Origin of the sequence: Kutzneria buriramensis, from assembly GCF_003387475.1 — a bacterium.
GTDB classification, from domain to species: domain Bacteria; phylum Actinomycetota; class Actinomycetes; order Mycobacteriales; family Pseudonocardiaceae; genus Kutzneria; species Kutzneria buriramensis.
Map to the genome: position 1 here is coordinate 67365 of NZ_QUNO01000002.1, position 24748 is coordinate 92112.

The window sequence follows — 24748 nt, forward strand, 5'->3', positions numbered from 1 at the left end:
GCCACCTCGATCCGGCGACCGGTCCCGACTCAGACTTTCGGACGATCTGATGCGGCTGCGGGATGAACGGGTGCTGGCCGAGCTGTGCGCGCTGCTGCCGCCCGCGCAGGTGGAGATGGTCTGGGACTACGCCGGTCACGCCGAGGTCGAGCTGGCCTTCGAGACCGCCGTCGATTACCTGTCCGGGGCGCACCTGCCGATCGATGCGGGCCTGCGTGCGCGCGTGCGCGACGCGTGTTCCTACAGCGAGCGCGTGCGGGATGCCTTGCGCTTCTGCCCGGATTCCTCGCAGCCCCTGTGGCGCATCGTCGAGGACACGTGGGACGGCCTGGAGATCGAGGAGCGGCTGCCCGACCGGACCGACGCCGCCTGGCTGGCCTGCAACCGTTGCCCCGAGGTGCTGTTCCGTTTCGACTCCGTCGCGGCTTCGATGGGCAAGGTTCCTTACCGCTGCGGAGTTCTCGCTGAGAACGGCGAGATCACCGAGTTCACCGACGCCGTCGACGCCTTGGATCACCTGGAGAGGTGCTGGTCGTGAGTTCCCTTGCCGTGCCGCCGCTCTTCGCCCGGCTCGCCGATTCGAGGCGGATCCTGCTCGCCGGCGCCGGTGGCGGTTTCGACGTGTACGCCGGCCTGCCGCTGGCGACCGCGTTGCGCGCCATGGGAAAGGAGGTGCACCTCGCCAACCTGTCGTTCAGCAACCTGGACGGCCTGGACATCGACGACTGGCTCGAGCCGGCACTGGCCCTCGTCACCCCCGACAGCCGTGGTGGCGAGGGCTACTTCCCCGAGCGCACCCTGTCCCGTTGGCTTGCCGCGCAAGGGCTCCCGTCCGCCGTGCACGCCTTCCCGCGCACCGGCGTCCAGCCCCTCCGCGTCGCCTACACGGCGCTCGTCAAACGTTACGACCTCGACGCCATCGTGCTGGTCGACGGCGGCACCGACATCTTCATGCGCGGCGACGAGGCCGGGCTCGGCACGCCGGAGGAGGACATGGCCAGCCTCGCCGCCGTCGCCGGCCTGTCCGACGTCGACCGGCTCGTCGTCAGCCTCGGCTTCGGCATCGACGCCTTCCATGGCGTCAGCCACGTCGACGTGCTGGAGAATCTCGCTGCCCTGCAACGAGAAGGCGGCTATCTCGGCGCCCTGTCCATCCCACCCGACTCACCCGAGGCCCTCGCCTATCTCGACGCCGTAGCCCACGCCCAGGCCGCCACGCCGTTGCGCCCGAGTATCGTCAACGGCCAGATCGCCGCCGCCGTCCGCGGCGAGTTCGGCGACATCCATGTCACCACCCGCACCTCCGGCAGCGAGCTGTTCGTCAACCCGCTCATGGCCGTCTACTTCACCGTCGACCTGCTTCTCCTGGCCCGCACCGTGAAGTACCTGGACCGCCTCGAACACACCACGACAATCCACGACATCGCCTACGCCATCGAGGAATACCGCGACAACGTGTCCCGCCGCCCGCGCCGCAGCCTGCCGCACTAGAGTTCCTTCTGATACGCCAGCATCGTGAACCCCTGGGCCGGTTCGAAGTCCAGTTCGGGAGCGCGGACGAAGCCCGCCTCTTCATAGAGCCGTTGTGCGGCAAGCATGATCGGCTGCGTCGACAGCAGCACGCGCCTCGCCCCCAGCTCCGCGGCCCGTTCCACCACCGCCCGCACCAGCATCCGCCCGACCCCTCGCCCCTGGGCGTCCGGCGCGACGGCGAACGCCCGGATCTCGGCGTCCGCCGGCCCCGCCGCCAGCTCGCTGTCCTCGTGCCACCGCTCCAGCAGCGCCGTCCCGAGGATCTTGTCCCCGTCCACCGCGACCAGCACCTCACCGTGTTCCCCGAGCCGCCGCAGCCGATCCGCGTACCACGGCACCCGGTCCAACAGGTGCTGCGAGGTGTACGCGGCCACCCGCAGCTCGCCCACCTCGGCCAGTTCCTCGGCGCGTGCCGCTCGCACGATCATGAGCCCATTCAACCCCATGTCCGACCATCACCCCCTGAAGTCGTGGATCATCGCGGTATGTCCTGGGATGAGCAGGCCGCGACTTTCGACGACGAGCCGGATCACGGTCTCCGTGACCCCTCGGTGAGAGCCGCCTGGACGGCACTGCTGTTGCCGAAACTGGCATCGCCCGCCCGCCGGCTCAGGATCGCGGATCTGGGGTGCGGCACGGGTAGCATCTCCGCCCTCTTCGCCGAAGCCGGCCACGAGGTGCACGGCGTCGACCTCTCCCCGCAAATGCTGGAGATCGCCCGTGCCAAAGCCACCACCGCCGACTTCCGGCTCGGCGACGCCGCGGACCCGCCCCTCGACGCCGCCGCCTACGACGTGGTCTTCGCCCGTCACGTGTTGTGGACGCTGCCACCGAACGCACTGTCCACATGGATCAAGCTGCTGCGACCCGCCGGCCTCCTGCTCCTGGTCGAGGGCCGCTGGTCCACCGGCGCCGGACTCACCGCCGACGAGTGCAAGACGGCAGTCCTCGGACACCGCCGGCAAGCGACGATCCACCCCCTCACCGATCCGGCCCTCTGGGGCGGCCCGATCGACGACGAGCGATACCTCCTGGTCAGCGAGGCGTAAGATACAAACTGGAGACAGGTCTTACGAGAGGGGCGTGGCGTGCGGATCCTGGTGATCGGGGCGGGGGCTACCGGCGGGCTGTTCGGGGCGAGGCTGGCGGCGGCCGGCCGGGACGTGACGTTCCTGGTGCGGCCGCGCCGGGCGGAGATCCTCCGTGAGCGGGGCCTGCGCGTGCACGGCGGCGGCCAGGACACGACGATCCACCCGAAGATCCTGGTCACGGGCGAGATCACCGAGACGTACGACGCGATCCTGGTGTCGGTGAAGGCCACCGGCCTGGACCGGGCGATCGAGGACCTCGCGCCGGCCGTCGGACCCGACACGTTGATCATGCCGTTCCTCAACGGCATGCGGCACCTGGACGCGCTGGACAAGCGCTTCGGGGCGGATCGGGTGCTCGGCGGCGTGGTCAAGGTGCAGACGACCGTGGACGAGAACGGCGACATCCTGCGCGTCGGCGACTTCGAGGACATGGCCTACGGCGCGCGCACCGGCACGTCCCCGCGACGCCTGGCGGAGCTGCACAGCACGCTCGGCAACGCCGGCTTCCCGGCGGTGCTCTCCGATCACATCGACGCGGACATGTGGGCGAAGTGGGTGTTCATCGCCTCCGCGGGCGCCGAGACCTGCCTGCTGCGCGGCACGGTCGGCGAGGTCGTCGCGGCAGGCGGCGCGCGCTTCGCCGCCGACCTGGTCGACGAGTGCGCGGCGGTCGCGGCGGCGTCCGGCTACCCGGTGTCGGACCAGGCGCGCGCCGGCCTCAAGGCGATGGCGACGGCCCCGGGTTCGCCGGCGGCGACCTCGATGTACCGCGATCTGACCAGCGGTTATCCGACGGAGGCCGACCACCTGCTCGGCGACATGGTGGACCGCGCCCGCCAGCTCGACGTGCCGACGCCGCTGCTGGAGCTGGCGACGGTCGCGATGCGCGTGTACGAGAACAGGCTCGCCCAGAAATGACCGCAACCGCTCGGTACGGCCTCGATGCGGCCCCGCCGGAGCTGCGGCTCACGCAGGAGCTGCTGAACACGGCCCCGACGAGCAAGAGCGCGGATCTGCTCGCCGACCTGGACACGGCGCGGGGTTGGCTGGCGGAGATCCTGCCGTCCCCGCCGGACCTCACCGCGAAAGGACTCGCCGACCTGCGGGAACTCCGCGACACCCTGCAACGCCTGGTCCGCGGCGAGCCGGCGGCGTTCACCGGTGCCATAAAGATCACCATCGACGGCGAGGAGGCGAAAGCCACGCCGACCGCCAACGGCACTGCCTGGCTGCGGGCGGCAACCGCCGCCGAATGCCTGGTGGCTCGGGCGACCGGCACCTGGCCGCGGCTCAAGCTGTGCCGGAACCCGCGCTGCCCGGTCGCCTTCTACGACCGCTCCCGCAACGCCAGCCGGGTCTGGCACGACGTCGCCACCTGCGGAAACGCCGCCAACGTGCGGGCATTCCGGTCCCGGCATCAGACTTTCGGCTGAGGCGGCCCGCCGCGGCCGCGGGCAGGATCTTGACCCATGAGTCACCGCCGGGGCCCGCTGGTGGCCGAGTGCGTGGTGCTCGGCCTGTCGCTGGCCGTGGACATCGGCTGGGCGGCGCGGGCCGGCATGCCGACGGGCCTGTTCGGCTCGGTCGCGTACGAACTGGCGTTCGGTCAGTCGACGGCGGTCGCCGCGTTGGCCCTGCTGCGCCGCCGATTCCCGAATCACGTGCTCCTGCTTGGCGTGGTCGTCGCGGCACTTTCCCTTGCCGCCACCGGGATTTTCCTCACCACCCAGCTGCCGGTCGAGCTGGACGTCACGCAGCTGCTGGCGATGGCCCTGCTCGTCGGCTCGGCCAGCCGACGCCTGAAGCCGGTCCCCGCCGGCGTTGTCGTGCTCGCCGGCGCGGTGGCGATGATCGCGCAGGCGTTGCTCCGTTACGGCCTGGGTGCCCTCCCCGCGGTGCCGATCACGTTGCTGTGGGGCGGATCCCTCGCGATCGGGCTCGTACAACGAGACGCGGACACCAGGCGCCGCAACGCCTTGGCCGAGGTGCGCTCCGGCGAGCGGCTGCTGCTCGCCCGGGAGCTGCACGACCTGGTGGCGCACCACGTCACCGGCGTGGTCGTGCTGGCCCAGGCCGGCCGGCGGGTCGCGCCGGAACGCGACGAGGTGTTCGGCGAGATCGAGAACGCCGGGGCGGAGGCGCTGGCGGCGATGCGCCGGCTGGTCGGCATGCTCCGCACCGACGGCGAGGTCGCCACCATCCCGAGCGGCCTGCTCGAGGCGGTGCGACAAGCGACGCCGTCACAGGCGAAACTGACCGTCCAAGATGGACTGGACAGCTACGCCGTCACGCCGGAGGCCGCCACCACCGTGCACCGAGTGATCATGGAATCGGTGACCAACGCGCGGCGGCATGCCCCGCACGCCAAGCACATCGACGTGGAGGTCCGCACCGACGGGGACTGGCTGCTGGTCGAGGTGGTCAACGACGGCGTGCGGTCCACGCCGTCCGACGACCGCGGCTACGGCCTGGTCGGCATGACCGAGCGCGTCTCGGCGCTGGGCGGTACGGTGCAGGCCGGCGCGGTGCCGGGCCAGCGTTGGCGGGTGGCCGCGCGGCTGCCACTGGGGAGGACAGTGTGACCCTGCGGGTCCTGGTGGCCGACGATCAGGCCATGGTGCGGACCGGTTTCCGGCTGATCCTGAACGGGGAGCCGGACATCGAGGTCGTCGGCGAGGCGGCGGACGGCCGCGAGGCGGTGTCGCTGGCCCGCCGGCTCCGGCCGGACGTGACGTTGATGGACATCCGGATGCCGCTGGTCGACGGCCTCCAGGCGACGCGCCTGCTCGCGGGGCCGGATGTCCCCGACCCGCTGCGGGTCGTCGTCGTGACGACATTCGACCTGGACGAGAACGTGCACGCCGCGCTGCGCGCCGGCGCGTGCGGCTTCCTGCTCAAGGACGCCGGCCCGGGCCTGCTGATCGAGGCCGTGCACGCCGCCGCGCACGGCGAGGCGCTGGTGTCGCCGTCGATCACCGCCCGCCTGCTGGCCCACTTCGCCGAACCCCGCGCGGACCGCCAGCCGCTGGATCCGTTGACCGACCGCGAGTTCGACGTGGTCAAGCTGGTGGCGCGCGGCCGCACCAACGCCGAGATCGCCGCCGAGCTGGTGATCTCGCTGTCCACGGTGAAGACTCACCTCGGGGCCGTGCAACGGAAGCTGGCCGCCCGCAACCGGACAGAGGTGGCCATCTGGGCGTGGGAGACCGGTTCGGTGCGCTGAGGGACAGTCATCTGACAGATCCGGTGCCGGGGCCCGGTGGGCGATGATCGGCGCATGTCAGAGATCGTCCGGGTGCTGGAGCGGGCGTGGCCGACCCGGCCGCCCACCGCGATGTTCGCCGACCTGCCGCAGCGGTTCTGGGACGACCGCCCGCACCTGTGGGACGCGTCCGGCGGCCGGCTGGTCAACAGCTCGCTGACCTGGGTGATCCGCGACCGCGGCCGCACGATCCTGGTCGACACGGGCATCGGCAACGACAAGGACCGCCCCGACACGCCGGCGTTCGACGGGTTGCAGACCGACTTCCTGGTCGCGCTGGCGGCGGCCGGCGTCCGCCCGGACGATGTGAACCTCGTGGTGAACACCCACCTGCACGCCGACCACGTCGGCTGGAACACGCGGCTGGTGGACGAGCGGTGGGTGCCGACCTTTCCCAACGCCCACTACCTGATCCCGGCCCTGGACTACGAGCACTTCCACGACGATCCGGCGATCGCCGACAGCGTGCGGCCGGTGGTGGAGGCCGGGCAGGCGGTGCTGTGGCGGGACGAGCACGTGCTCGCCGGCGGCATCGTGATCGAGGCCGCACCCGGTCACACGCCGGGATCGAGCGTGCTGAAACTCCGTGACGAGGCGGTGTTCGTCGGCGACCTGTTGCAGAGCCCGGCGCAGATCCTGGAACCGGACGCCGACAGCACGGTCTGCCTGGACGGCGCGAGGGCCCGCCGGTCGCGGCGGCGGATCCTGGACTGGGCGGCCGATCGGTGCGCCCGTGTGCTGCCGACACACTTCGACGGCGGCGTGGTGGCCCGGGACGGCGCCAAGTTCGCGTGCTAGACCCCAGGGTTGAGACGGCTCTCAACCCTGGTTCCATCCCCGCGCCGACGCCCCGGGCACCCCGTGGGCGCGACCCTGGGTCCACACGGATTCGGGGAGGAAGAGATGACCACGCAGACGGTCCAGCTGCGGAGGTTCGTGCCGAGCATCGCGTTCAACGCGGTGGTGCCGCTGGTCGTGTACACGCTGACGCGGCCGTACTTCGCGGACGACGTGACGCCGCTGATCATCGCCGGCGCCATCCCGCTGCTGATCACCCTCGGCGGCTTCGCCATCCGGCGCAAGGTCGACGTCGTCGGGGTGATCTCGCTGGTGGGCTTCGTGGTCGCGGTCGCGGCACAGCTGCTGACCGGCGGCGACGGACTGATCGTGAAGGTGCAGGGTGTGCTCGTCACCGGCCCGATCGGCGTCATCTTCCTGCTGTCGGCGCTGGTCGGACGGCCACTCGTCGGCGTGATCATGCACTACATGGGCCGGCGCAACCCGGCGATGCGCCAGCCGACCAAGGCCCGGGCCATGATCCTCACGCTGATCCTGGGCACGATGTTCACGCTGCACACGGTGGTGGCCGTGGTGCTGGCGCTGACGCTGCCGACCGAGGTGTTTCTCGCCGTGTCGAACCCGGTCGGGTGGGGCATCATCGCCGCCGGCTTCCTGGTGATCTTCCTCGTGCGCCGGCGCTGGGCCGCCGAGAGGGAGTCGACCCAGACGGGATCAGCTCAGCAGGCGTAGCCCGCCGACCAGCTTGTCGACCAGATTCCTCGGCCCCACCAGGCTGATCGCGTAGTAGCTCAGCTCCGCCGACTTCGCCACCGTGTCCAGGTAATCCTGGTACACCCGGCTGGTTTGAGCGGGTTCGGGCATGTCGACGACGTACAGCCCGACCTTGCCGATCGCCTTGGCCCGTATGGAAGTCAGCTTCGTGCGGTCCGCCGCCAGCACCGAGCAGCCGGTCCACGGCAGGCCCGGGTGGAAGTCGCCGACGGCGTCCGCGGCCCCGGGGCCGAGCAGGGTGGGGATGGCGTTGCCGACGGCGGCGGCCAGGCAGCCGACGGCGTTGGCGATCAGGCCGGGGTTGAGGTCGCGGTCCACGACCATCACCCACTTCAGCCGGGCGTCCCGGGTGGACCGGTCGATGCGGATCTCGTCGGGGGCGAACGCGGGCAGCATCCCAGGGGCTCCTCATGGTGTGCGGTGATTGCACGAGATGCTAGGCGGAGTCACCAGCACTTACCATGACTGCCGAACAAAGTTCGACAGACGGGCGGAAATCGGGATGTTGGACGAACTTGATGAGGCGATCCTGCTGGCCCTCCAGCACGATGCGCGGCAGACCAACCGGGAGTTGGCCGCGGCCGTAGGGGTGTCGCCGTCCACGTCGCTGGAGCGGCTCCGCGGCCTGCGTCAGCGCGGCGTGATCAAGGGTTACCTGGTGGACGTGGACCTGCCGTCGATCGGCCGTGGTGTGCAGGCGCTGATCGCGGTGCGGATCCGGCCGCCGTCGCGGCGGCACATCGAGGCGTTCCGGCAGTGGGTGTCCCGCCTGCCGGAAACGGTCGGGGTGTTCGTAGTCTCCGGTAGCGAGGACTTCCTGATCCACGTCGCGGTGCCGGACAACAACAGCCTGTACAGCTTTGTCATCGACCGGCTCACCGGGCGGCCCGAGGTCGCGGACGTGCGGACAAGCGTGGTGTACGAACACATCCGCAACCCGCGGATCGAGCCCGCCTAGCCGACCGAGTGCGAGCCGGTCATCAGCGCGCCGAGGTCCTCCGGCTTGAGGAACGACGGCGGGGGCGGCGGGCCCCAGTTGAACAGGCCCTTCGCGCCCTCCAGCACCTCCGGCCGCCACACCGCGTCCTCGACGATGCAGTCCATGTCGGAGTAGTACTCCGAGAAGTTGCCGGCCGGATCCTTGAGGTACCAGAAGAAGTTCGAGCCGGCGTGGTGCCGGCCGAGGCCCCAGACGTGCCGCTCGGGATGGCCCTCCAGCATCGTCGCGGCGCCGCGGCCGACCTCGTCGATGTCGTCCACCTGCCACGAGCTGTGGTGCATGTACGCGACGGGCGCCCGCAGCACCAGCACGTTGTGGTGGTCGGTGGAGCAGCGCAGGAACGCGCCCTCGCCGCTGATCTCGTCGCTGAGCTTGAAGCCGAGGCCCTCGCCGAAGAACCGCTGAGTGGTGGGGTAGTCGGTGGAGCCGATCACCACGTGGCCGAGCCGGCGGGGGCGCACCCGGTTCTCCCGCAGCACGCCGGCCGCGCGCTGGTTGGCGCGGACGGTGTGGCCGGGGCCGTTCTGCGGCGGCAGCGAGGTCGGCTCCTGTTCGAGGCGTGGCGCGATGCGGACCACGGCGCGCACGCCGGTCGCCGGTTCCACCGCGGTGACGCTGTCCGGCGTGGTCCGCGTGACGATGTCCATCGTGGACAGTCGGGACGAGATCGCGCCCAGGTCGTCCCCGTGGTCGGCCCGCACCACGACTTCCAGCAGCCGTCGCGTCGGCGACTCGACCACCCGCAGCTGGCGGCCGCCGTCCACACTGGACAGCCAGCCGTCCTCGCCGGCGGTGAGGCCGAATTCCTCGTAGTAGTCGACGGTAGCGGCGACGTCCGGCACGCCGATGGTGAAGGACGCCAGCCCGTGCAGTGCCATCACGCACCTCCGGTGAACGTGTGCCGCATGGTGCCGATGCCGTCGATGTACGTGACGAGCTCCTGGCCCGGCTTGAGGTAGCGCTGCGGGGTGCGGCCCATGCCGACGCCCGACGGGGTGCCGGTGAAGATGATGTCGCCGGGCAGCAGCGGGGTGATCGCCGACAGCCGGGACACCAGCTCCGGCACCGAGACACCATGTCGCTGGTGCGGCCCTTCTGGAGCTGCTCGCCGTCGACCAGGCAGCCCAGCTCGACGTCGTCGCGGTCGGGCAGCTCGTCCGGGGTCACGACGACCGGGCCGAGCGGGCCGAAGCCGGGGTGGGACTTGGCCAGGCTGAACTGTGGCGCGGGGCCGGAGCGCTGGAGGATGCGCTCGGACAGGTCCTGGCCGACGGTGAGGCCGGCGACGTGGTCCCAGCCGTCGGCGACGGACACGTGGTCGGCGCGGTTGCCGATCACCGCGACCAGCTCGACCTCCCAGTCCACGTCGCCGGGCGGCAGCGCGATCTCGCCTGTCGGGCCGGTCAGGCAGGTGACGAACTTGGTGAACACCGTCGGCTCGTCGGGCACCGAGAATTTCGACTCCTTGGCGTGCTCGGCGTAGTTGAGGCCGATGGCGAAGATCTGACGCGGGCGGGGAACCGGATTGCCGAAGTCGGAGGCTGACACGGGGGCCGCCTTCGTGGCGTCCAGCGCCGCTGCGAACGCCTTCACCTCGTCCCATCGCTCGTAGGCGAGCTGGATGTCGGGCGAGAATCGCCCGTCGCTGGCGTCCGCCAGGTCCACGGCGCGGTCGGGCGCGGTCACGACGGCCGCGCGCCCCGCGATGTCGGCCAGCCTCATGGTGTGCCTCCCTCGGGTCGTCACCCGATTCAAACAACTTTCGAAAGTTGGGTCAACGTTCGCACTGGGTTAGGGTCTGCGCATGGCTACAAGTGGCGCCGGCGTCACCCGGACGGACGGCGTGCACGCCCGGCTTCGTGAGGACATCCTCGGCGGCGTGCTGTCGCCGGGGCAGCGGTTGAAGTTCCCCGAGCTGTGCCGCCGCTACGACACCAGCGTCGGCGCTGCCCGCGAGGCGCTCACCCGGCTCGCGTCCGCGGGCCTCGTGCGCAGCCAGGCGCACCAGGGATATGTGGTGACGCCGCTGTCCGTGGACGACCTCGCCGAGCTGACCGTGGCCCGCGTCCAGATCGAATGCCTGGTGCTGCGCATGTCCGTGAGCGACGGCGACGTGCGCTGGGAGGCCAACGCCATCGCCGCGCACCACCTGCTGGAGCGGGCCCCGTACCTGGACCCCGACAACCCCGCCCGGTCCACTGCCGACTGGGCCGCCGCGCACGCCGCGTTCCATGAGGCGCTGTTGGCCGGGTGCGCCAACCGCCGGCTGCGGGAGGTCGCCATCGGGCTGCGCGACGAGGCCGAGCTCTACCGGCAGTGGTCCATCACGCCGGCAAAGGCGAAGGGTCGGGACGTCGCCGCCGAACACCGTGCCATCCTCGAGGCCTCGATCGCCCGCGATGTGGACGTGGCCGTGCGACTGCTCGGCGAGCACATCTCCACGACGTCCAAGCTGCTGATCGACTCCGCCGTGGAGTGAGCGTGAAGGATGGTCACGCTACCCATCGCGCGCCACAAGTCGGCGCGGTTCACTCGTAAGGGCGGCAAACTATGTGTCCACGCCCACAGCGAGTGGTTGGGTAAAGCCTTTCTTGGAACTTCGTATTACCGCATGACGGAACATCCGAACCCGTCTGCTTTGGCAAACCCGCTGGTCGACACCACTACTGGGGAAGTGTTCACCGACTGCGGCCGGGTTACATTATTACATAACATGGGTTGTATGCAATTCCGGTCATCGGACCGCTTTCGTCATGCGCATCAATTCGGGCACCGAACACAAGGCCGATCGGGCAGGCGGACTTGACCGGTTAGGCGGGGGCATGCGCATTATTGGCCCGAATGCGGCACGGGCCGCGATGGGGGGCTTGGTCGTGAGCGTATTCGATCCGCCGTTCCGTCTCGGCGGGCCACGCTCGGCGCCGGTGTGAACGAGTTGTCCGGGACGCGGAGGCGGTGGGACGAAGTGGACGAGACCGAGGTGCTGATCGCCGGGGCCGATCCGGTCGGCCTCGCGCTGGCACTGGACCTGGAGCGCCGCGGCGTCAGCTGCCTGGTGCTGGACAGCGGCGACGGCCGGGTGCGGACGCCCGAGGTCGGCGTGATCGGCCCGCGGTCGATGGAGCTGTTCCGCCGCTGGGGCGTGGCCGACAAGATCCGCAGCGCCGAGTTCCCCGGCTCGCGCCCGACCGACATCGCCTGGGTCACGCAGGTCGGCGGGCACGAGATCCACCGCTTCGAGCGGCTCACCCACGACACCCACACGCCGGAGCCGGAGCAGATGTGCCCGGCGGACTGGCTGCTGCCGGTCCTGATCACGGCCGTCGGCACGCACCCGGGCGGCGCGGTGCTGTTCCGCCACCGGCTGGACGGCTTCGCCCAGGACGACGCCGGCGTCACGGCGCGGGTCATGGACATGCGCAACGGCCGCGGCGTCACCATCCGCGCGAGCTACCTGGTCTCGACGAACGGACCGTGCTCGATGGTCCGCAGCGCCTGCGGCATCCAGGCGACGTCCCGGTTCGAGCCACAACTGCTGCGCACCATCGTGTTCCGCGCGCCGAAGCTGTCCGAGGGACTGGCCGCACGCGGCCACCGACCGGCGCTGACGTACTTCCTGCTCCGGGCTGACGGTCGGCGCTACCCGTTGCAGGCCATGGACGGCGACGGCACGTACAAGCTGACCGTGGGCAGCGAGGCCGGCGCGACCGATGCCGCCGCCCTGGTCCGGGACGCGATCGCCTTCGACACGCCGACCCAGATCGTGCGCGACGACGCCACCCAGCTGCCGCACATGGTCGCCGACCGCTACCGGTCCGGGCGCGTGTTCCTGGTGGGCGACGCCGCGCACACGCTGTCGCCGCCGGGTGGTTTCGGTTGCGACATCGGCATTGCCGACGCCGCCGACCTGGCGTGGAAGCTCGCCGCCGAGCGGGCCGGCTGGGCCGGCGCGGAGCTGCTCGACAGCTATGACGCCGAGCGCCGGCCGGTCGCGCTGGAGGGCCTGGAGGCGGTGGGCATCGCCATGCGGTCCCGGGCCGACGACGACCTGTCGCCGCGGCTGCGGGACGACACGTGCGAGGGCGTGCTGGCCCGCACCGAACTGGGCATGCAGCTGGCCGACAGCGTCGCGAACTGGGACGTCGACGCGCCGGAGGTCCACTTCGGACACGGCTACCGGTCGTCGCTGGTCGTCGGCGACGAGGTGAAGATGACCGCGCCGTGGCGGCCCAGCAGCGATCCCGGGTTCCGGGCCGCCCACGGGTGGCTGCGGCCCGGAGTGTCCACTCTGGACGTCTTCGGCGACGGCTTCGTGTTGCTGTGCTTCGAGTCGAGCGAGCGGATCGTGGAGGTCGAGCGGGCTTTCCGGCGGCGCGGTGTGCCGCTGGAGGTGGTGCTGTGCCCCGACGACCGGGTCTCGGAGCTGTACCGCTGTCCGTACGTGCTGGTGCGCCCGGACGACCACGTCGCCTGGCGCGGGCAGGAACTGCCGGCGGATCCGTTGCTGCTGGCGGACATGGTGCGCGGCGCCTGCTGATCGTTCAGGGGGCCGGGTCGCCGCCGCCACGGCGACCCGGCCGGTCTGTGGAGTTGTCACGGCCGGTGCTCGGCGCGGGCCCCACTGCCCGGGGCCGGGTCGACCGTGCGTGCGCAGGTTCGTGCCGGTCGGGCCGCCGGTCCCCGCGAGCCAGGGAGCGGGATCGGGCGGCCGACCCGGGTGGAGGGGCAGGGCTCCGGAACCGGTTCCGGAGGTGTGTCACGAGTTAACAGCGCCGTCACCTCGCCGTCAAGGGCGACACCGTTGACAACCGCCGTAGCCTGATGGTGAGAGCGTTCCCACGGCCGGGCCCACCTCCCGGCCGGCCAACCGCGAGCCGCCGGTCCCTGCCCCCCGCGCGAAGGGTTCGCCGCTCCCATGAGACTCGCCCGCTGGCCCGCGTGGCTGTTCGCCCCGCTCGCGGCCGTGATCGTCATCGCCCTGCTGACCGTGCCCGGCGTCGGCCACGCCGCGCCCGCCCTGCTCTCCCAGGGACGCCCCGCCACCGCCTCGTCCACGCAGAACGCCACCTTCCCGGCCTCGGCCGCCGTCGACGGCGACCCCGGCACCCGCTGGTCCAGCGCGGCCACCGACCCGCAGTGGCTGGCAGTCGACCTCGGCGGCACGCACTCGGTCACCCAGATCGTGCTGAACTGGGAAACCGCGTACGCGCAGGCGTTCCAGATCCAGATCTCCGGCGACAACAACACCTGGACCAACCTCACGCCGGTGACGGCCGGCATCGTGGGCACCCAGACGCTGTCGGTGTCCGGCAGCGGCCGCTACGTGCGGATGATGGGCACCCAGCGCGCCACGCAGTGGGGCTACTCGCTGTGGGAGTTCCAGGTCTACGGCGACGACGCCGGCGGCAGCACGTGCAACACCACCGTGAACTCGGCGCTGAACCAGCCGGCGACGGCACTGTCCACACAGGACGCCGGTGCGTTCCCGGCCTCCGCCGCCGTGGACGGCAATTCCGGCACCCGGTGGTCCAGTCAGGCGTCCGACCCGCAGTGGCTCCAGGTCGACCTGGGCAGCGTGCGCCAGGTGTGCGGCGTCGAACTCGACTGGGAAGCCGCCTATGCGGCGCAGTTCCAGGTGCAGATCTCCACTGACGGCAATAGTTGGAGCAACCTCACCCAGCCGATGGCCGGCATCGCCGGCAACCAGACGCTGACCGTGTCCGGATCCGGCCGGTACGTGCGGATGTACGGCACGCAGCGGGCCACCCAGTGGGGATATTCCCTGTGGGAGTTCATCATCCACACCGTCGGCGCCCCGCCGACGACCACCACCACGCCGCCGCCGGGCAACTGCCCGTGGGTGAAGTCCACCGCGCCCATCGCGGACCGGGTGAACCAGCTGATGGCCGCCATGACCAACGCGCAGAAGGTCGTCGTGCTGCACGGCAACGGCGCCACCGGCCCGTACATCGGCAACACCGACCCGATCCCGGCGCTGTGCGTGCCGGCGATGGGACTCCAGGACGGGCCGGCCGGCGTCGGTGACAGCCTCGACGGCGTGACCGAACTGCCCGACCCGACCGCGCTCGCGGCGACCTGGGACGTCAACGCCGCCAAGAACTACGGCACGGTGATGGGGCAGGAGTTCGCCGGCAAGGGCGCGAACATCGTGCTCGGGCCGACGATCAACATCGTGCGGGATCCGCGCTGGGGCCGGGACTTCGAGACCTACAGCGAGGATCCGTACCAGGCCGGGCAGACGGCCGTCGGCACCGTGCAGGGCATCCAGGGGCAGGGCGTGATGGCGCAGGTCAAGCACGCCGCCGCGTACAACGTCGAGGGCGGGGCGTCCCGGGGCACGCCGTCCGACAACGTGATCATCGACGACCGGACGCTGCACGAGATCTACCTGCCGGCGTTCCAGACCGCGGTGACGCAGGGGCAGGCGGCGTCGGTGATGTGCGCGTACAACGAGATCAACGGCACGCCCGCGTGCCAGGACTCGGGCGTGATGAACACGGCGCTCAAGCAGGCCACCGGCTGGGACGGATTCGTCGGCTCCGACTGGGGTTCGGCCACCGGCGGCGCCCCGCAGCTGGCCAACGGCGGGCTGGACATGGAGATGCCCGGCGGCGCGTTCTTCGGGCAGGCGCTGCTCGACGCCGTCAACCAGGGCAAGGTGAGTCAGTCCACCGTGGACGACATGACCCGGCGGGTGCTGACCCAGATGTTCAGGTTCGGGCTGTTCGACCACGGGGCGACCGGCAGCACCGGCGCGGTTGTCACCAGCGCCGCGCACACCCAGGTGGCGCAGGACGTCGCCGCGCAAGGATCGGTGCTGCTGAAGAACAACGGGACGCTGCCGTTGAACGCGTCGTCGCTGAAGTCCATCGCGCTGCTCGGCGGGGACGCCATCGACCCGCAGAACATCGGCGGCGGCAGCGCCAAGGTCAACCCGTCGCCGGCCGCGGTGAACCCGATCAACGGCATCACCAAGCGGGCGGGGACCGGCGTGAGCGTGCAGTGGGTCGCCGGCGCGGGTGAGCACGTGCAGACGCCGGACATCCCGTCGGCGGTCGCGCTGGCCCAGAAGTCCGACGTGGCGGTGGTTTTCGCCTCGTACGGGGAGAGCGAGACCGACGACCTGTCGTCGATCGACCTCCAGTTCTCGCAGAACGACCTGATCAGCGCGGTCGCGGCGGCCAACCCGCGGACCATCGTCGTGCTGAACACCGGTTCCGCGGTGACCATGCCGTGGATCAACAGCGTCGCCGGGGTCGTCGAGGGCTGGTACCCGGGGCAGGAGAACGGCGACGCCATCGCCTCGCTGCTGTTCGGCGACGTCAACCCGTCCGGCAAGCTGCCGGTGACGTTCCCCAAGAGCCTCGGCGACGTGCCGGCGTCGACGGTGCAGCAGTTCCCCGGCGCCAACGACCGCATCGAGTACTCGGAGGGCATGAACGTCGGCTACCGCTGGTACGACTCGCACAACGTGACGCCGCTGTTCCCGTTCGGGTTCGGCCTGTCGTACACCACCTTCGGCTTCTCGAACCTGTCGATCACCGCGCAGGCCAACGGTTCCGCGACCGTGCGGGCCACCGTCACCAACACCGGCTCCCGCACCGGCGCCGAGGTGCCGCAGCTCTACGTCGGACAGCCCGCCGCCAACGGCGAGCCGCCGCACCAGCTGAAGGGATACCAGAAGATCACCTTGACGCCGGGGCAGTCCCAGACCGTCACCTTCACCCTGACACCCCGGGATCTCGCCCACTGGTCCGGCACCGCGTGGACCACCAACACCGGCTCGTACGGCGTCTTCGTCGGCGACTCCTCCCGCAACCTCCCGCTGACCGGCGCCATCTCGGTGACCACCGGCAGCTGATCCCCGGAGCGGGGCTCGACACCCCCTGCCGCCGAGCCCCGCTCCAACCCCCGCGAGTCGCGCTCACAAACACAGCGAATGTGGGTTTCAGGCAGAAACGAGCCTCGGGTCTCGGCTCTGCACGAGAGTGGATTTCGGTGTGACGCTGGGCGGGACTCGCGGGGTCCGCCTCAGACCTGCATTCGGTCTGGTGCTGGGCGCGACTCGCGGCGGTTCAGGCGGAGTCGCGGACTACGAGGGAGGTGGGGACGACGTGGGGGTCGGCGGGGAGGGGGATGCCCTCCAGGAGGTTGGCCAGCAGGAGGGAGGCGGCGGCCTCGCCCATCTCACGGGACGGTTGGCGCACGGTGGTCAGCGCCGGCACGGAGTGCGCCGCCAGGGCGATGTCGTCGAAACCGATCACCGCCACGTCCTCCGGCACGGCGACGCCGGCCTCGCGCAGGCCGTCCAGCGCCCCGACCGCCATCATGTCGTTCTGGGCGAAGACCCCGTCGAACTCGACGCCGCTGCGGAGCACCTCCTGGATCGCGGCCAGCCCGCCCTCCGGCGTGAAGTCGCCCTCCACGAGCACCTTCTCCGCCATGACGTCGCGGAAACCCTGCACCCGCTCGACGGTGCAGCCGAACTCGGCCGGACCGGTGATCATCACGATCCGCTCCCGGCCGGTCGACCGTAGGTGCTGGGCGGCCGACGCCGCGCCGGCGCGGTTGCTGGTCGCCACCGACGGGAAGCCGGGGTGGTGCCCGCGGTCGTCGATCATCACGACCGGCAGGCCGGACTCGTGCAGGGACTGGATGTAGCTGAGGGTGTCCGGCGGTTCGACGAGCAGCAGCCCGTCGAACGCCTTGGCCGACACGTGCCGGGCGAACTGGGTCATGGAGTCGGCGCCGCGGTTGACGGTGTTCAGCAGCAGCCCGTAGCCCTTGGCCTCCAGCACGTCGGCGACGCCCTGGAGCACGTCGCCCATCCACGGCCAGGTCAGGCCCGGCACCAGCATGCCGACGGTGTTGGTGCGCCCCTTGGCCAGCCCGACCGCGCCGGCGCTGGGGATGTAGCCGGTCGCGGCGATCACCTCGCGGACCCGGATCGCGGTCGCCGCGTCGACATCCGACTTGTTGTTCAGCACCCGCGACACGGTCGTCTTGCTCACCCGTGCCCGCCGGGCGACCTCGGCGATCGTGACCCGCATGGCTGCCACGGTACCCGTTCCCCACACGCGGGCACGCGCGCGTGCCCGCGTGCCGTCGTGATCAGGTCCGTCGAGGTCGACAGCCGGCCGAGCAGCCCTTAGTATGGCCACTGAACTAACTAAGGAGGCGTCGTCGTGACCGTGCATCCCACTCCGGCGGACAGGTTCAGCTTCGGGCTGTGGACGGTGGGCTGGCCGGCCAACGACCCGTTCGGCGAGCCCACCCGGCCTGAGTTGGACCCGGTCGAGAGCGTGCACCGGCTGGCCGAGCTCGGCGCGTGGGGCGTCTCCTTCCACGACGACGACCTGATCCCGTTCGGCTCGGACGACACGGTGCGCGAGGAGCGGATCGCCCGTTTCCGCAAGGCCCTGGACGAGACGGGCCTGGTGGTGCCGATGGCGACCACGAACCTGTTCAAGCACCCCGTGTTCAAGGACGGCGGCTTCACGAGCAACGACCGTGGGGTGCGGAGGTTCGCGCTGCGCAAGGTGCTGCGCAATGTCGACCTCGCGGCCGAGTTGGGCGCCACCACCTACGTCCTGTGGGGCGGCCGCGAGGGCTCCGAGACCGACGCCGCCAAGGACGTGCGCGCCGCGCTGGACCGCTACCGCGAGGCGATGAACACCCTCACCCAGTACGTGATCGATCAGGGCTACAACCTGAAGTTCGCCATCGAGCCGAAGCCGAACGAGCCCCGCGGCGACATCCTGCTGCCGACGATCGGTCACGCGCTTGGCTTCATCTCCACACTGGAGCACGAGCACCTGGTCGGCCTCAATCCCGAGGTGGGCCACGAGCAGATGGCCGGCCTGAACTTCGTGCACGGCATCTCGCAGGCCCTGTGGCAGGACAAGCTGTTCCACATCGACCTCAACGGTCAGAAGGGTCCGCGCTACGATCAGGACCTGATCTTCGGCCACGGCGACCTGCTCTCCGCGTTCTTCCTCGTGGACCTGCTGGAGCAGGCCGGCTACGACGGCCCCCGGCACTTCGACTACAAGCCGCTGCGGACCGAGGACGTCGACGGCGTGTGGGCCAGCGCGGCCGCGAACATGCGGACCTACCTGCTGCTCAAGGAACGCGCGGCCGCCTTCCGGGCCGATCCGGACGTGCAGGAGGCGCTGCGCAACGCCAAGGTCACCGAGCTGGCCGAGCCGACGCTGGCCCCCGGCGAGACCTACCGCGAGCTGCTGGCCGCCGACGCCGACTTCGACCCGGACGCCGTCGGCACCCGCGGCTACGGCTTCGTCGAACTCGAGCAGCTCGCCGTCGAGCACGCGCTGGGGGCGCGCTGACATGGCGCTCGTCGCCGGGATCGACTCGTCCACCCAGTCCTGCAAGGTCGTCGTGCGGGACGCCGACAGCGGCGCGCTGGTCCGCGAGGGCCGCGCGGTACATCCGGTCGGCACCGAGGTCGACCCCGCGGCGTGGCAGCAGGCGCTGGACCGGGCCGTCGCGGACGCCGGCGGTCTCGACGACGTCGCCGCGCTGGCCGTCGGCGCCCAGCAACACGGCATGGTGTGCCTCGACGATGATGGCGATGTCGTCCGGCCGGCATTGCTGTGGAACGACACCAGGTCGGCGGCCGCCGCGGCCGACCTGGTGTCGGAGCTCGGCGGCCCCGGGGCGTGGGTGGACGCGGTCGGCAGCGTGCCGGTCGCGTCGTTCACGATCACCAAGTTGCGCTGGCTCGCCGAGCACGAGCCGGCCAACGCGGCCCGCACCGCGGCCGTCTGCCTGCCGCACGACTGGTTGACGCGGCGGCTGACCGACGGCGAGCTCTGCACGGACCGCAGCGACGCCAGCGGAACCGGCTACTGGTCGCCGTCGACCGGCGAGTACCGGGAGGATCTGCTCGCCACGGCCCTCGGTCAGGGGGCCAAGCTGCCGCGCGTGCTTGGCCCGGCCGAGGCCGCCGGACGCACCCGGTCCGGCGCGCTGGTCGCCGCCGGGGCCGGTGACAACGCCGCCGCGGCGCTGGGCGTGCAGGCGGAACCCGGCGACGTGGTGGTCTCGATCGGCACCTCCGGCACGGCGTTCGCGTCGAGCGTCAAGCCGGCCGGCAGCGAGGTCGTGAACGGATTCGCCGACGCACAAGGCAGGTTCCTGCCGCTGGTGTGCACGCTCAACGCCGCCCGCGTCCTGGACGCCACGGCGCGGATGCTGCGGGTCGGCGTCGACGAGCTCTCCGAGCTTGCGCTGGCCGCCCCGGCCGGCGCCGACGGCCTGGTGCTCGTGCCGTACCTGGACGGCGAGCGCACTCCCAACCGTCCGGACGCCTCGGGCACGCTGCACGGGCTCCGGCTCGACACCGCCACCCCGGCGCATCTGGCCCGCGCCGCGGTCGAGGGGCTGCTGTGCAGCCTCGCCGACGCCGTGGACGCCCTGGTGGAGCTGGGGATCCCGGCCTCGCGGGTGCTGATCGTCGGCGGCGGCGCCAGATCCGAGGCGGTCCGTCGGATCGCGCCCACGGTTTTCGGTTGCCCCGTAGTGGTTCCCGAGCCGAGCGAATTCGTCGCCGACGGCGCCGCCAGGCAGGCTGCATGGGCGTTGCGCGGGGAAACCGACCCTCCACAGTGGAGTGCGCTCACTTCCCGCTGCTACCAGGCGGATCCGGTGCCGTCGGTGCGTGAGCGGTACGCGCACGCCCGCGAACTGGTCCTCGACCGTCCACAATGAACTGCTTGACGCCCTCGTCTCGAACGGCCTAGCCTCTGCGGCACTGGCGAGGTCCTTGCCGCCACAAGGCCTTCTTGTCAACGCTGACAAGGAGTTCGGACATGGGATTGTCCCGACGGAGCTTTCTCGCCGCGGCGGCCGCCGCCGCCGCGACCCCGGCGGTCTCACGCACCGCGTCCGCGAGCCCGCTGGCCAGCCCGGCCGGCGATGTCGTGGGCAAGATAACCGTGGGCTACCAGGGCTGGTTCGCGTGCGTCGGCGACGGCGCGCCGATCAACAGTTGGTGGCACTGGAGCCAGAACGCGGGCCAGCCGCCGTCGCCGTCCAACAACGTCATCAAGGCGTGGCCGGACATGCGGGAGTTCAGCCACGGCTACCGCACCGCCTACAACAACCTGAACAACGGTCAGCCCGCCAACCTGTTCTCCTCGTACGACCAGCAGACCGTGGACACCCACTTCGCGTGGATGCACCAGTACGGCTGCGACACCGCCGCCCTGCAACGGTTCAACCCCAACAGCCCCGAGGGGCCCACGCGGGACGCCATGGCGGCCAAGGTGCGGTCCGCGGCGGAGAGCCACGGCGTGAAGTTCTACATCATGTACGACGTCACCGGTTGGACGAGCATGCAGTCGGAGATCAAGGCCGACTGGACCAACAAGATGAAGGCGCACACCGCCTCGTCGGCCTACGCCAAGCAGAACGGCAAACCGGTCGTCTGTATCTGGGGTTTCGGCTTCAGCGACGGCAACCACCCGTGGGACGCCGGCACCTGCATGGACGTGATCAACTGGTTCAAGGGGCAGGGCTGCTACGTGATCGGCGGCGTGCCAAGGGAATGGCGCGTCGGCGGCGCCGGCACGCGGACCGGCTTCGCCGACACCTACCACGCCTTCAACATGATCTCGCCGTGGATGGTCGGCGCCATCGGCAATGCCGCCGGCTCCGACGACGTCTACACCACCATCAACGTCGGCGACCAGGCCGACTGCAACAGCCACGGCATCGACTACCAGCCGTGCGTGCTGCCCGGCGACGTCTCCGCGCGGCAGCGGGCGCACGGCGACTTCATGTGGCGGCAGTTCTACAACATGGTCCGGGTCGGCGCGCAGGGCATCTACATCTCGATGTTCGACGAGTTCGGCGAGGGCAACCAGATCGCCAAGACCGCCCCCGACGGCTCCTGGGTGCCGGCCGGCTCCGGCCTGTGGGCGCTCGACGAGGACGGCACCGCCTGCTCCTCGGACTACTACCTGCGGCTCACCGCGGACGGCGGCCGCATGCTCAAACGCCAGCTCGCGTTGACGGCGACCCGGCCCACCAGCCCCACATGACTCACCGGTCCAGCGCGGCGCAGATGCGGTCGACGTCGGCCGAGGTCGTGCGCCAGTTGCTGAAGGCGGCCCGGATCGCCGGCACGCCGCGGTAGACCGTCGGCGTCAGGAAGGCCTCGCCGGTGCGGGCCAGTTCGTCGAGAACCGCGCCCACCCGCGACGGATCGTCGGCCAGGGTGAAACACACGACGTTCAACCGCACTGGTGCCAGCAGTTTCCAGCGCGGGCTGCTTTCCAGCCGGGCGCCCATTTCCTGTGCGCAGGCGATATTGCGCTCGACGATTTCGCGATAGCCGTCGCGACCGTACGCGGCGAGCGCGAACCAGGCCGGCAGCGCGCGCAGGCGGCGCGAGGTCTCCGGCGTCAGATGCATGAAATCGGGCACGGCGCCGGGAGCGCCGAGATAGGGGGAGACGTTCTCGAACACGCGGACCTGGAGGTCCTGGCGGCGGGTGAACTGCACGGCCGAGTCGTACGGCACGTTCAGCCACTTGTGCAGGTCCACGCACACCGAATCGGCTTCCGACCAGCCGTCGAGCAGGCTCGCGAACGTCGGCGTCGCGGCGGCGAATCCGCCGAACGCGGCGTCGACGTGCAGCCAGAACTGGTGGCGGGATTTCAGCGCGGCGATGGCCCTGATGTCGTCGAAATCGACCGTGTTCACGGTCCCGGCGTTGGCCACGACGATCGCCGGCCCGGCGGCGAGTTCCCGTTCCAGCGCCTCGACGTCGACCGCCTCGCGGTCGGGCAGGGTCGGCACGGAAACGAGCCGGTCGCGGCCGATTCCCAGCACCGAAAGCGACTTGCCGGTGCTGGAATGGGCGGTGCCGGACAGCACCCGAACCGGCTCGGACAGCCCCTCGGCCGATACGGAGACGCCGCGCAGCGAGCCGAGCCATTCGCGGCCGATGGCCAGCCCGACCAGGTTCGACATGGTCGCGCCGGTGACGAACGCGCCGGGCATGTCCAGTCCGAACAGCGCCCCCAGCCATGAGACAGCCTCACGTTCCAGCGCGGCCGCGGACGACCCGACCGCGCCGTGAGCGTTCTGGTCGAGGGCGGCGGTGAGCCAGTCGCCGGCCAGCGCCGCCGGAGTGGTGCCACCGGTGACAAAGCCCAGGTAGCGGGGTCCCGCGCTGCCGGAGAAGCCGGGCTCCCAGCGGTCGGCGAAGGCCGCCATGGCCGCGCGCAGTCCGTCGCCGGACTCGGGCAGGGGCGCGTGCCCGGCAGCACCGTCGACGACCGCCGCCGGACGGTGGTCCAGACCGGCGAGGATCCGCGCCGCGTACGCCTGCGTCTCCGCCAGCAGCGCCGGCAACTCGGCGAGGTCCTCAGCCAGTTTCGCGAACATGGCCCCAAGGTTAGGGTGGGGCTCATCATGTGGGTGCGAACCGTCGTCGCGGCTGCCGGGATCGCGGTCCTGGTGGTCATCGGCGTGGTGATCGGACGCGTCACCTCCACCCCGCAGCCGGCGCCGCAGCCGACGGGACTGTTGCAGGCGGACAACGACACCGACGACGGCCCGCCGGCGCCGGGCACCCGGGAGGTCACCGGCGTGAACCGGGCGACCGGCGCGGAGCTGCACCTCGTCATCACGCCGGCGAACGGCTGGCTGGGCATCGAGGTCGTGTCGGCGACGGTGTCGAACGGCAAGCGCTGCCGGCTGTTCGCGTACGACCGGACGGGACACTCCTACGAGTTCGGCGGATGGGTGCAGAGCGCGCAGCCGGCCTTCCCGATCTACGGGGCGGTGATGGTCGCCCCGGCGGACCTGACGTCCATCTCCGTCGTGGACGACGCCGGGCACCAGGTGGTGACCGCGCAGGTCCCGCCGCCCTAGCAACGACATCGGAGGTGGCATGCGCACGGCCCTCAGCAACGTCCGGGTGTTCGACGGCCAAGGGCTCACCGAGCCCCGCACCGTCGTCATCGACGGCCCGACAATCGGCGACGACGCGACGGGCGCGACGGAGCTCGACGGCGGCGGCGCGACGCTGCTGCCGGGCCTGATCGACGCCCACCTGCACCTCGCCGGCCCGGAAACCCTCGACGAGCTGGCCAAATGGGGCGTCACGACCGGTCTGGACATGGGCTTCTGGCCGCCCGAGCTGATCAAGTCCATGCGCGGCAGCACCGGCACCGCCGACTTCCGCACCGCCGGCCTGCCGGCGATCGGCCCCGACGGCATGCACGCCAAGGTGTTGCAGCTGCCGGCCGAGGCGATCGTGCAGACCCCGGACGAGGCGCGGAGGCTGGTCGGGCAGCGGGTCGCCGAGGGCGTCGACTACATCAAGGGCGTCGCCGAGGCGGACGGCGACGGCGGCCCGAGCCGCGAGAACATCCAGGCGCTGGTCGATGCCGCCCACGAGCACGGCCTCAAGACCGTCCTGCACGCCGCGACGCTGGGCGCGTACGAGTTGGCGGTCGGCACCGGCACGGATTTCGTCACGCACATCCCGAGGGACGGCGTCATCCAGCCGGAGGTGATCGCCGCGATGCGGGCGGCCGGCCAGATCGACGTGCCGACGGTGTCCATCTTCGAGTCGATGATCGGGCTTCAGGACCACCTGCTGGCCACCGTCGCCGCCCTGCACGACGCCGGCATCGAGGTCCTCGCCGGCACCGACGCGCACAACGTCCCCGGCGTGCCGGCCGAGGTCCGGCACGGCGAGAGCCTGCACCACGAGTTGGAGCTGCTGGTCCGCGCCGGCCTGACGCCGGTGGAGGCGCTGCGGGCGGCGACGGTGCGGCCGGCCGAGGCGTTCGGGCTGGCGGATCGCGGCGTCGTCGAGCCGGGCCGGCGCGCCGACCTCCTGCTGGTCGACGGCGATCCCACCACGGACATCACCGTCACCCGCAAGATCAAGGCCGTCTGGTGCGCAGGGGAGCGGGTCAGGGGCTAGACGTCGTCTCCGCTGTTGTCCAGGTCGTGGTGGTGACGTCGACGGTGGTGGTCGTGACGGGCGTGGCCGAAGGAAGGTGCGGCGGCGACGCCGGCGGCACCGGCTTGGCCGTCACCAGCAGCAGCGACACGGTCACGCCGGCGATGACCACCGCCACGCCGGCCACCGCGCTGCCCCAGCGGATCAGCCGGATCCGGCGGCCGCGGCGCACGATGGCGTCGGAGGTGAGGCCGAGCGGCGGCCCGGGCTGCTCACCGGCCTTGGCCAGCAGCGCCCGCACCCGCTCGTCGTCGGGATCCACG

24 protein-coding genes and 1 pseudogene are annotated in these 24748 nt (G+C 71.1%); 18 read left to right on the forward strand and 7 right to left on the reverse strand.

The features are described 5' to 3' along the window. Positions 1-49: 49 nt before the first annotated feature. Both BCF44_RS05205 and BCF44_RS05210 read left to right on the forward strand, forming a co-directional pair. Positions 50-538 carry a hypothetical protein gene (locus BCF44_RS05205; protein WP_116172968.1) on the forward strand — a complete coding sequence of 163 codons (489 nt, stop codon included), beginning with the start codon at positions 50-52 and terminating at the stop codon, positions 536-538. Continuing rightward, entirely contained in the window at positions 535-1491 is a 957-nt protein-coding gene (locus tag BCF44_RS05210; protein WP_116173545.1) for a DUF1152 domain-containing protein, read from the forward strand. Before BCF44_RS05205 ends, BCF44_RS05210 begins: the two co-directional genes overlap by 4 nt. On the opposite strand, the gene BCF44_RS05215 is transcribed toward BCF44_RS05210, so the two are convergent. Then, positions 1488-1961, reverse strand: coding sequence for a GNAT family N-acetyltransferase (locus BCF44_RS05215; RefSeq protein ID WP_116172969.1), 474 nt, complete (start codon positions 1959-1961; stop codon positions 1488-1490). The two genes, BCF44_RS05210 and BCF44_RS05215, sit on opposite strands and share 4 nt — an antisense overlap. A 57-nt stretch (positions 1962-2018) precedes the next feature. Between BCF44_RS05215 and BCF44_RS05220 the strand changes: the two genes are divergently transcribed. From BCF44_RS05220 to BCF44_RS05250, 7 genes are all read left to right on the forward strand, one after another. Further along, the gene (locus BCF44_RS05220) at positions 2019-2582 is read left to right on the forward strand and encodes a class I SAM-dependent DNA methyltransferase (RefSeq protein WP_116172970.1); all 564 of its coding nucleotides are present in this window, start codon (positions 2019-2021) and stop codon (positions 2580-2582) included. 39 nt (positions 2583-2621) lie between these two features. Then, positions 2622-3542, forward strand: a complete 921-nt coding sequence (locus BCF44_RS05225) for a ketopantoate reductase family protein (RefSeq protein WP_116172971.1) — start codon at positions 2622-2624, stop codon at positions 3540-3542. Further along, positions 3539-4057, forward strand: coding sequence for a CGNR zinc finger domain-containing protein (locus BCF44_RS05230; protein ID WP_116172972.1), 519 nt, complete (start codon positions 3539-3541; stop codon positions 4055-4057). Before BCF44_RS05225 ends, BCF44_RS05230 begins: the two co-directional genes overlap by 4 nt. Before the next feature lie 36 nt (positions 4058-4093). Beyond that, positions 4094-5206 (forward strand): sensor histidine kinase, encoded by a 1113-nt coding sequence (locus tag BCF44_RS05235; RefSeq protein ID WP_116172973.1) that lies wholly within the window; start codon positions 4094-4096, stop codon positions 5204-5206. Next, positions 5203-5847 (forward strand): response regulator, encoded by a 645-nt coding sequence (locus BCF44_RS05240; protein ID WP_116172974.1) that lies wholly within the window; start codon positions 5203-5205, stop codon positions 5845-5847. The genes BCF44_RS05235 and BCF44_RS05240 overlap by 4 nt, the downstream gene beginning before the upstream one ends. 54 nt (positions 5848-5901) lie before the next feature. Next, complete coding sequence (locus tag BCF44_RS05245; RefSeq protein ID WP_116172975.1) at positions 5902-6684, forward strand: MBL fold metallo-hydrolase; 783 nt, start codon at positions 5902-5904, stop codon at positions 6682-6684. 105 nt (positions 6685-6789) lie between these two features. Next, on the forward strand, positions 6790-7416 hold the full coding sequence (locus BCF44_RS05250; protein WP_116172976.1) for a VC0807 family protein: 627 nt from the start codon (positions 6790-6792) through the stop codon (positions 7414-7416). Here BCF44_RS05250 and BCF44_RS05255 read toward each other — a convergent pair. After that, complete coding sequence (locus tag BCF44_RS05255; RefSeq protein WP_116172977.1) at positions 7399-7854, reverse strand: DUF2000 domain-containing protein; 456 nt, start codon at positions 7852-7854, stop codon at positions 7399-7401. The genes BCF44_RS05250 and BCF44_RS05255 overlap by 18 nt on opposite strands. A gap of 106 nt (positions 7855-7960) precedes the next feature. On the opposite strand from BCF44_RS05255, the gene BCF44_RS05260 reads away from it, so the two are divergent. Beyond that, the gene (locus BCF44_RS05260) at positions 7961-8416 is read left to right on the forward strand and encodes an Lrp/AsnC family transcriptional regulator (protein ID WP_211352898.1); all 456 of its coding nucleotides are present in this window, start codon (positions 7961-7963) and stop codon (positions 8414-8416) included. Here the strand turns inward: BCF44_RS05260 and BCF44_RS05265 are convergent. Together BCF44_RS05265 and BCF44_RS05270 are read right to left on the reverse strand one after the other, a co-directional pair. Further along, a complete protein-coding gene (locus tag BCF44_RS05265) occupies positions 8413-9336 on the reverse strand; it encodes a VOC family protein (RefSeq protein WP_116172978.1) in 924 nt (307 codons plus the stop codon). The two genes, BCF44_RS05260 and BCF44_RS05265, sit on opposite strands and share 4 nt — an antisense overlap. After that, positions 9336-10180: pseudogene (locus BCF44_RS05270) on the reverse strand (fumarylacetoacetate hydrolase family protein). The gene BCF44_RS05265 and the pseudogene BCF44_RS05270 overlap by 1 nt, the downstream one beginning before the upstream one ends. A gap of 82 nt (positions 10181-10262) precedes the next feature. Here BCF44_RS05270 and BCF44_RS05275 point away from each other — a divergent pair. The 3 genes from BCF44_RS05275 to BCF44_RS05285 all read left to right on the forward strand — a co-directional run bounded on the left by BCF44_RS05275 (position 10263) and on the right by BCF44_RS05285 (position 16340). After that, complete coding sequence (locus tag BCF44_RS05275) at positions 10263-10937, forward strand: GntR family transcriptional regulator (RefSeq protein WP_116172979.1); 675 nt, start codon at positions 10263-10265, stop codon at positions 10935-10937. 486 nt (positions 10938-11423) lie between these two features. Continuing rightward, complete coding sequence (locus tag BCF44_RS05280; protein ID WP_116172980.1) at positions 11424-12995, forward strand: FAD-dependent monooxygenase; 1572 nt, start codon at positions 11424-11426, stop codon at positions 12993-12995. Between the two features lie 378 nt (positions 12996-13373). Next, positions 13374-16340 (forward strand): glycoside hydrolase family 3 C-terminal domain-containing protein, encoded by a 2967-nt coding sequence (locus BCF44_RS05285; protein WP_116172981.1) that lies wholly within the window; start codon positions 13374-13376, stop codon positions 16338-16340. Positions 16341-16554: 214 nt separating this feature from the next. Here BCF44_RS05285 and BCF44_RS05290 read toward each other — a convergent pair whose 3' ends face one another. Continuing rightward, complete coding sequence (locus BCF44_RS05290) at positions 16555-17529, reverse strand: LacI family DNA-binding transcriptional regulator (RefSeq protein WP_116172982.1); 975 nt, start codon at positions 17527-17529, stop codon at positions 16555-16557. A 135-nt stretch (positions 17530-17664) separates the two neighbouring features. Between BCF44_RS05290 and xylA the strand changes: the two genes are divergently transcribed. The 3 genes from xylA to BCF44_RS05305 all read left to right on the forward strand — a co-directional run bounded on the left by xylA (position 17665) and on the right by BCF44_RS05305 (position 21543). Further along, positions 17665-18825: a xylose isomerase gene (xylA, locus tag BCF44_RS05295; RefSeq protein WP_116172983.1), complete on the forward strand. Its 1161-nt coding sequence runs from the start codon at positions 17665-17667 to the stop codon at positions 18823-18825. A 1-nt stretch (position 18826) separates the two neighbouring features. After that, positions 18827-20209: a xylulokinase gene (xylB, locus tag BCF44_RS05300; protein ID WP_116172984.1), complete on the forward strand. Its 1383-nt coding sequence runs from the start codon at positions 18827-18829 to the stop codon at positions 20207-20209. Between the two features lie 101 nt (positions 20210-20310). Then, the gene (locus BCF44_RS05305) at positions 20311-21543 is read left to right on the forward strand and encodes a glycoside hydrolase family 99 protein (protein ID WP_116172985.1); all 1233 of its coding nucleotides are present in this window, start codon (positions 20311-20313) and stop codon (positions 21541-21543) included. A 1-nt stretch (position 21544) separates the two neighbouring features. Here the strand turns inward: BCF44_RS05305 and BCF44_RS05310 are convergent, their stop codons facing one another. Then, the gene (locus BCF44_RS05310) at positions 21545-22894 is read right to left on the reverse strand and encodes a pyridoxal phosphate-dependent decarboxylase family protein (RefSeq protein ID WP_116172986.1); all 1350 of its coding nucleotides are present in this window, start codon (positions 22892-22894) and stop codon (positions 21545-21547) included. A 27-nt stretch (positions 22895-22921) separates the two neighbouring features. Here BCF44_RS05310 and BCF44_RS05315 point away from each other — a divergent pair, with 27 nt between their 5' ends. Next, positions 22922-23383, forward strand: coding sequence for a hypothetical protein (locus BCF44_RS05315; protein WP_147328392.1), 462 nt, complete (start codon positions 22922-22924; stop codon positions 23381-23383). A gap of 19 nt (positions 23384-23402) precedes the next feature. Then, the gene (locus BCF44_RS05320) at positions 23403-24446 is read left to right on the forward strand and encodes an amidohydrolase family protein (RefSeq protein ID WP_116172988.1); all 1044 of its coding nucleotides are present in this window, start codon (positions 23403-23405) and stop codon (positions 24444-24446) included. On the opposite strand, the gene BCF44_RS05325 is transcribed toward BCF44_RS05320, so the two are convergent. Further along, entirely contained in the window at positions 24436-24747 is a 312-nt protein-coding gene (locus BCF44_RS05325) for a hypothetical protein (protein ID WP_116172989.1), read from the reverse strand. The genes BCF44_RS05320 and BCF44_RS05325 overlap by 11 nt on opposite strands. Position 24748: the final 1 nt, after the last annotated feature.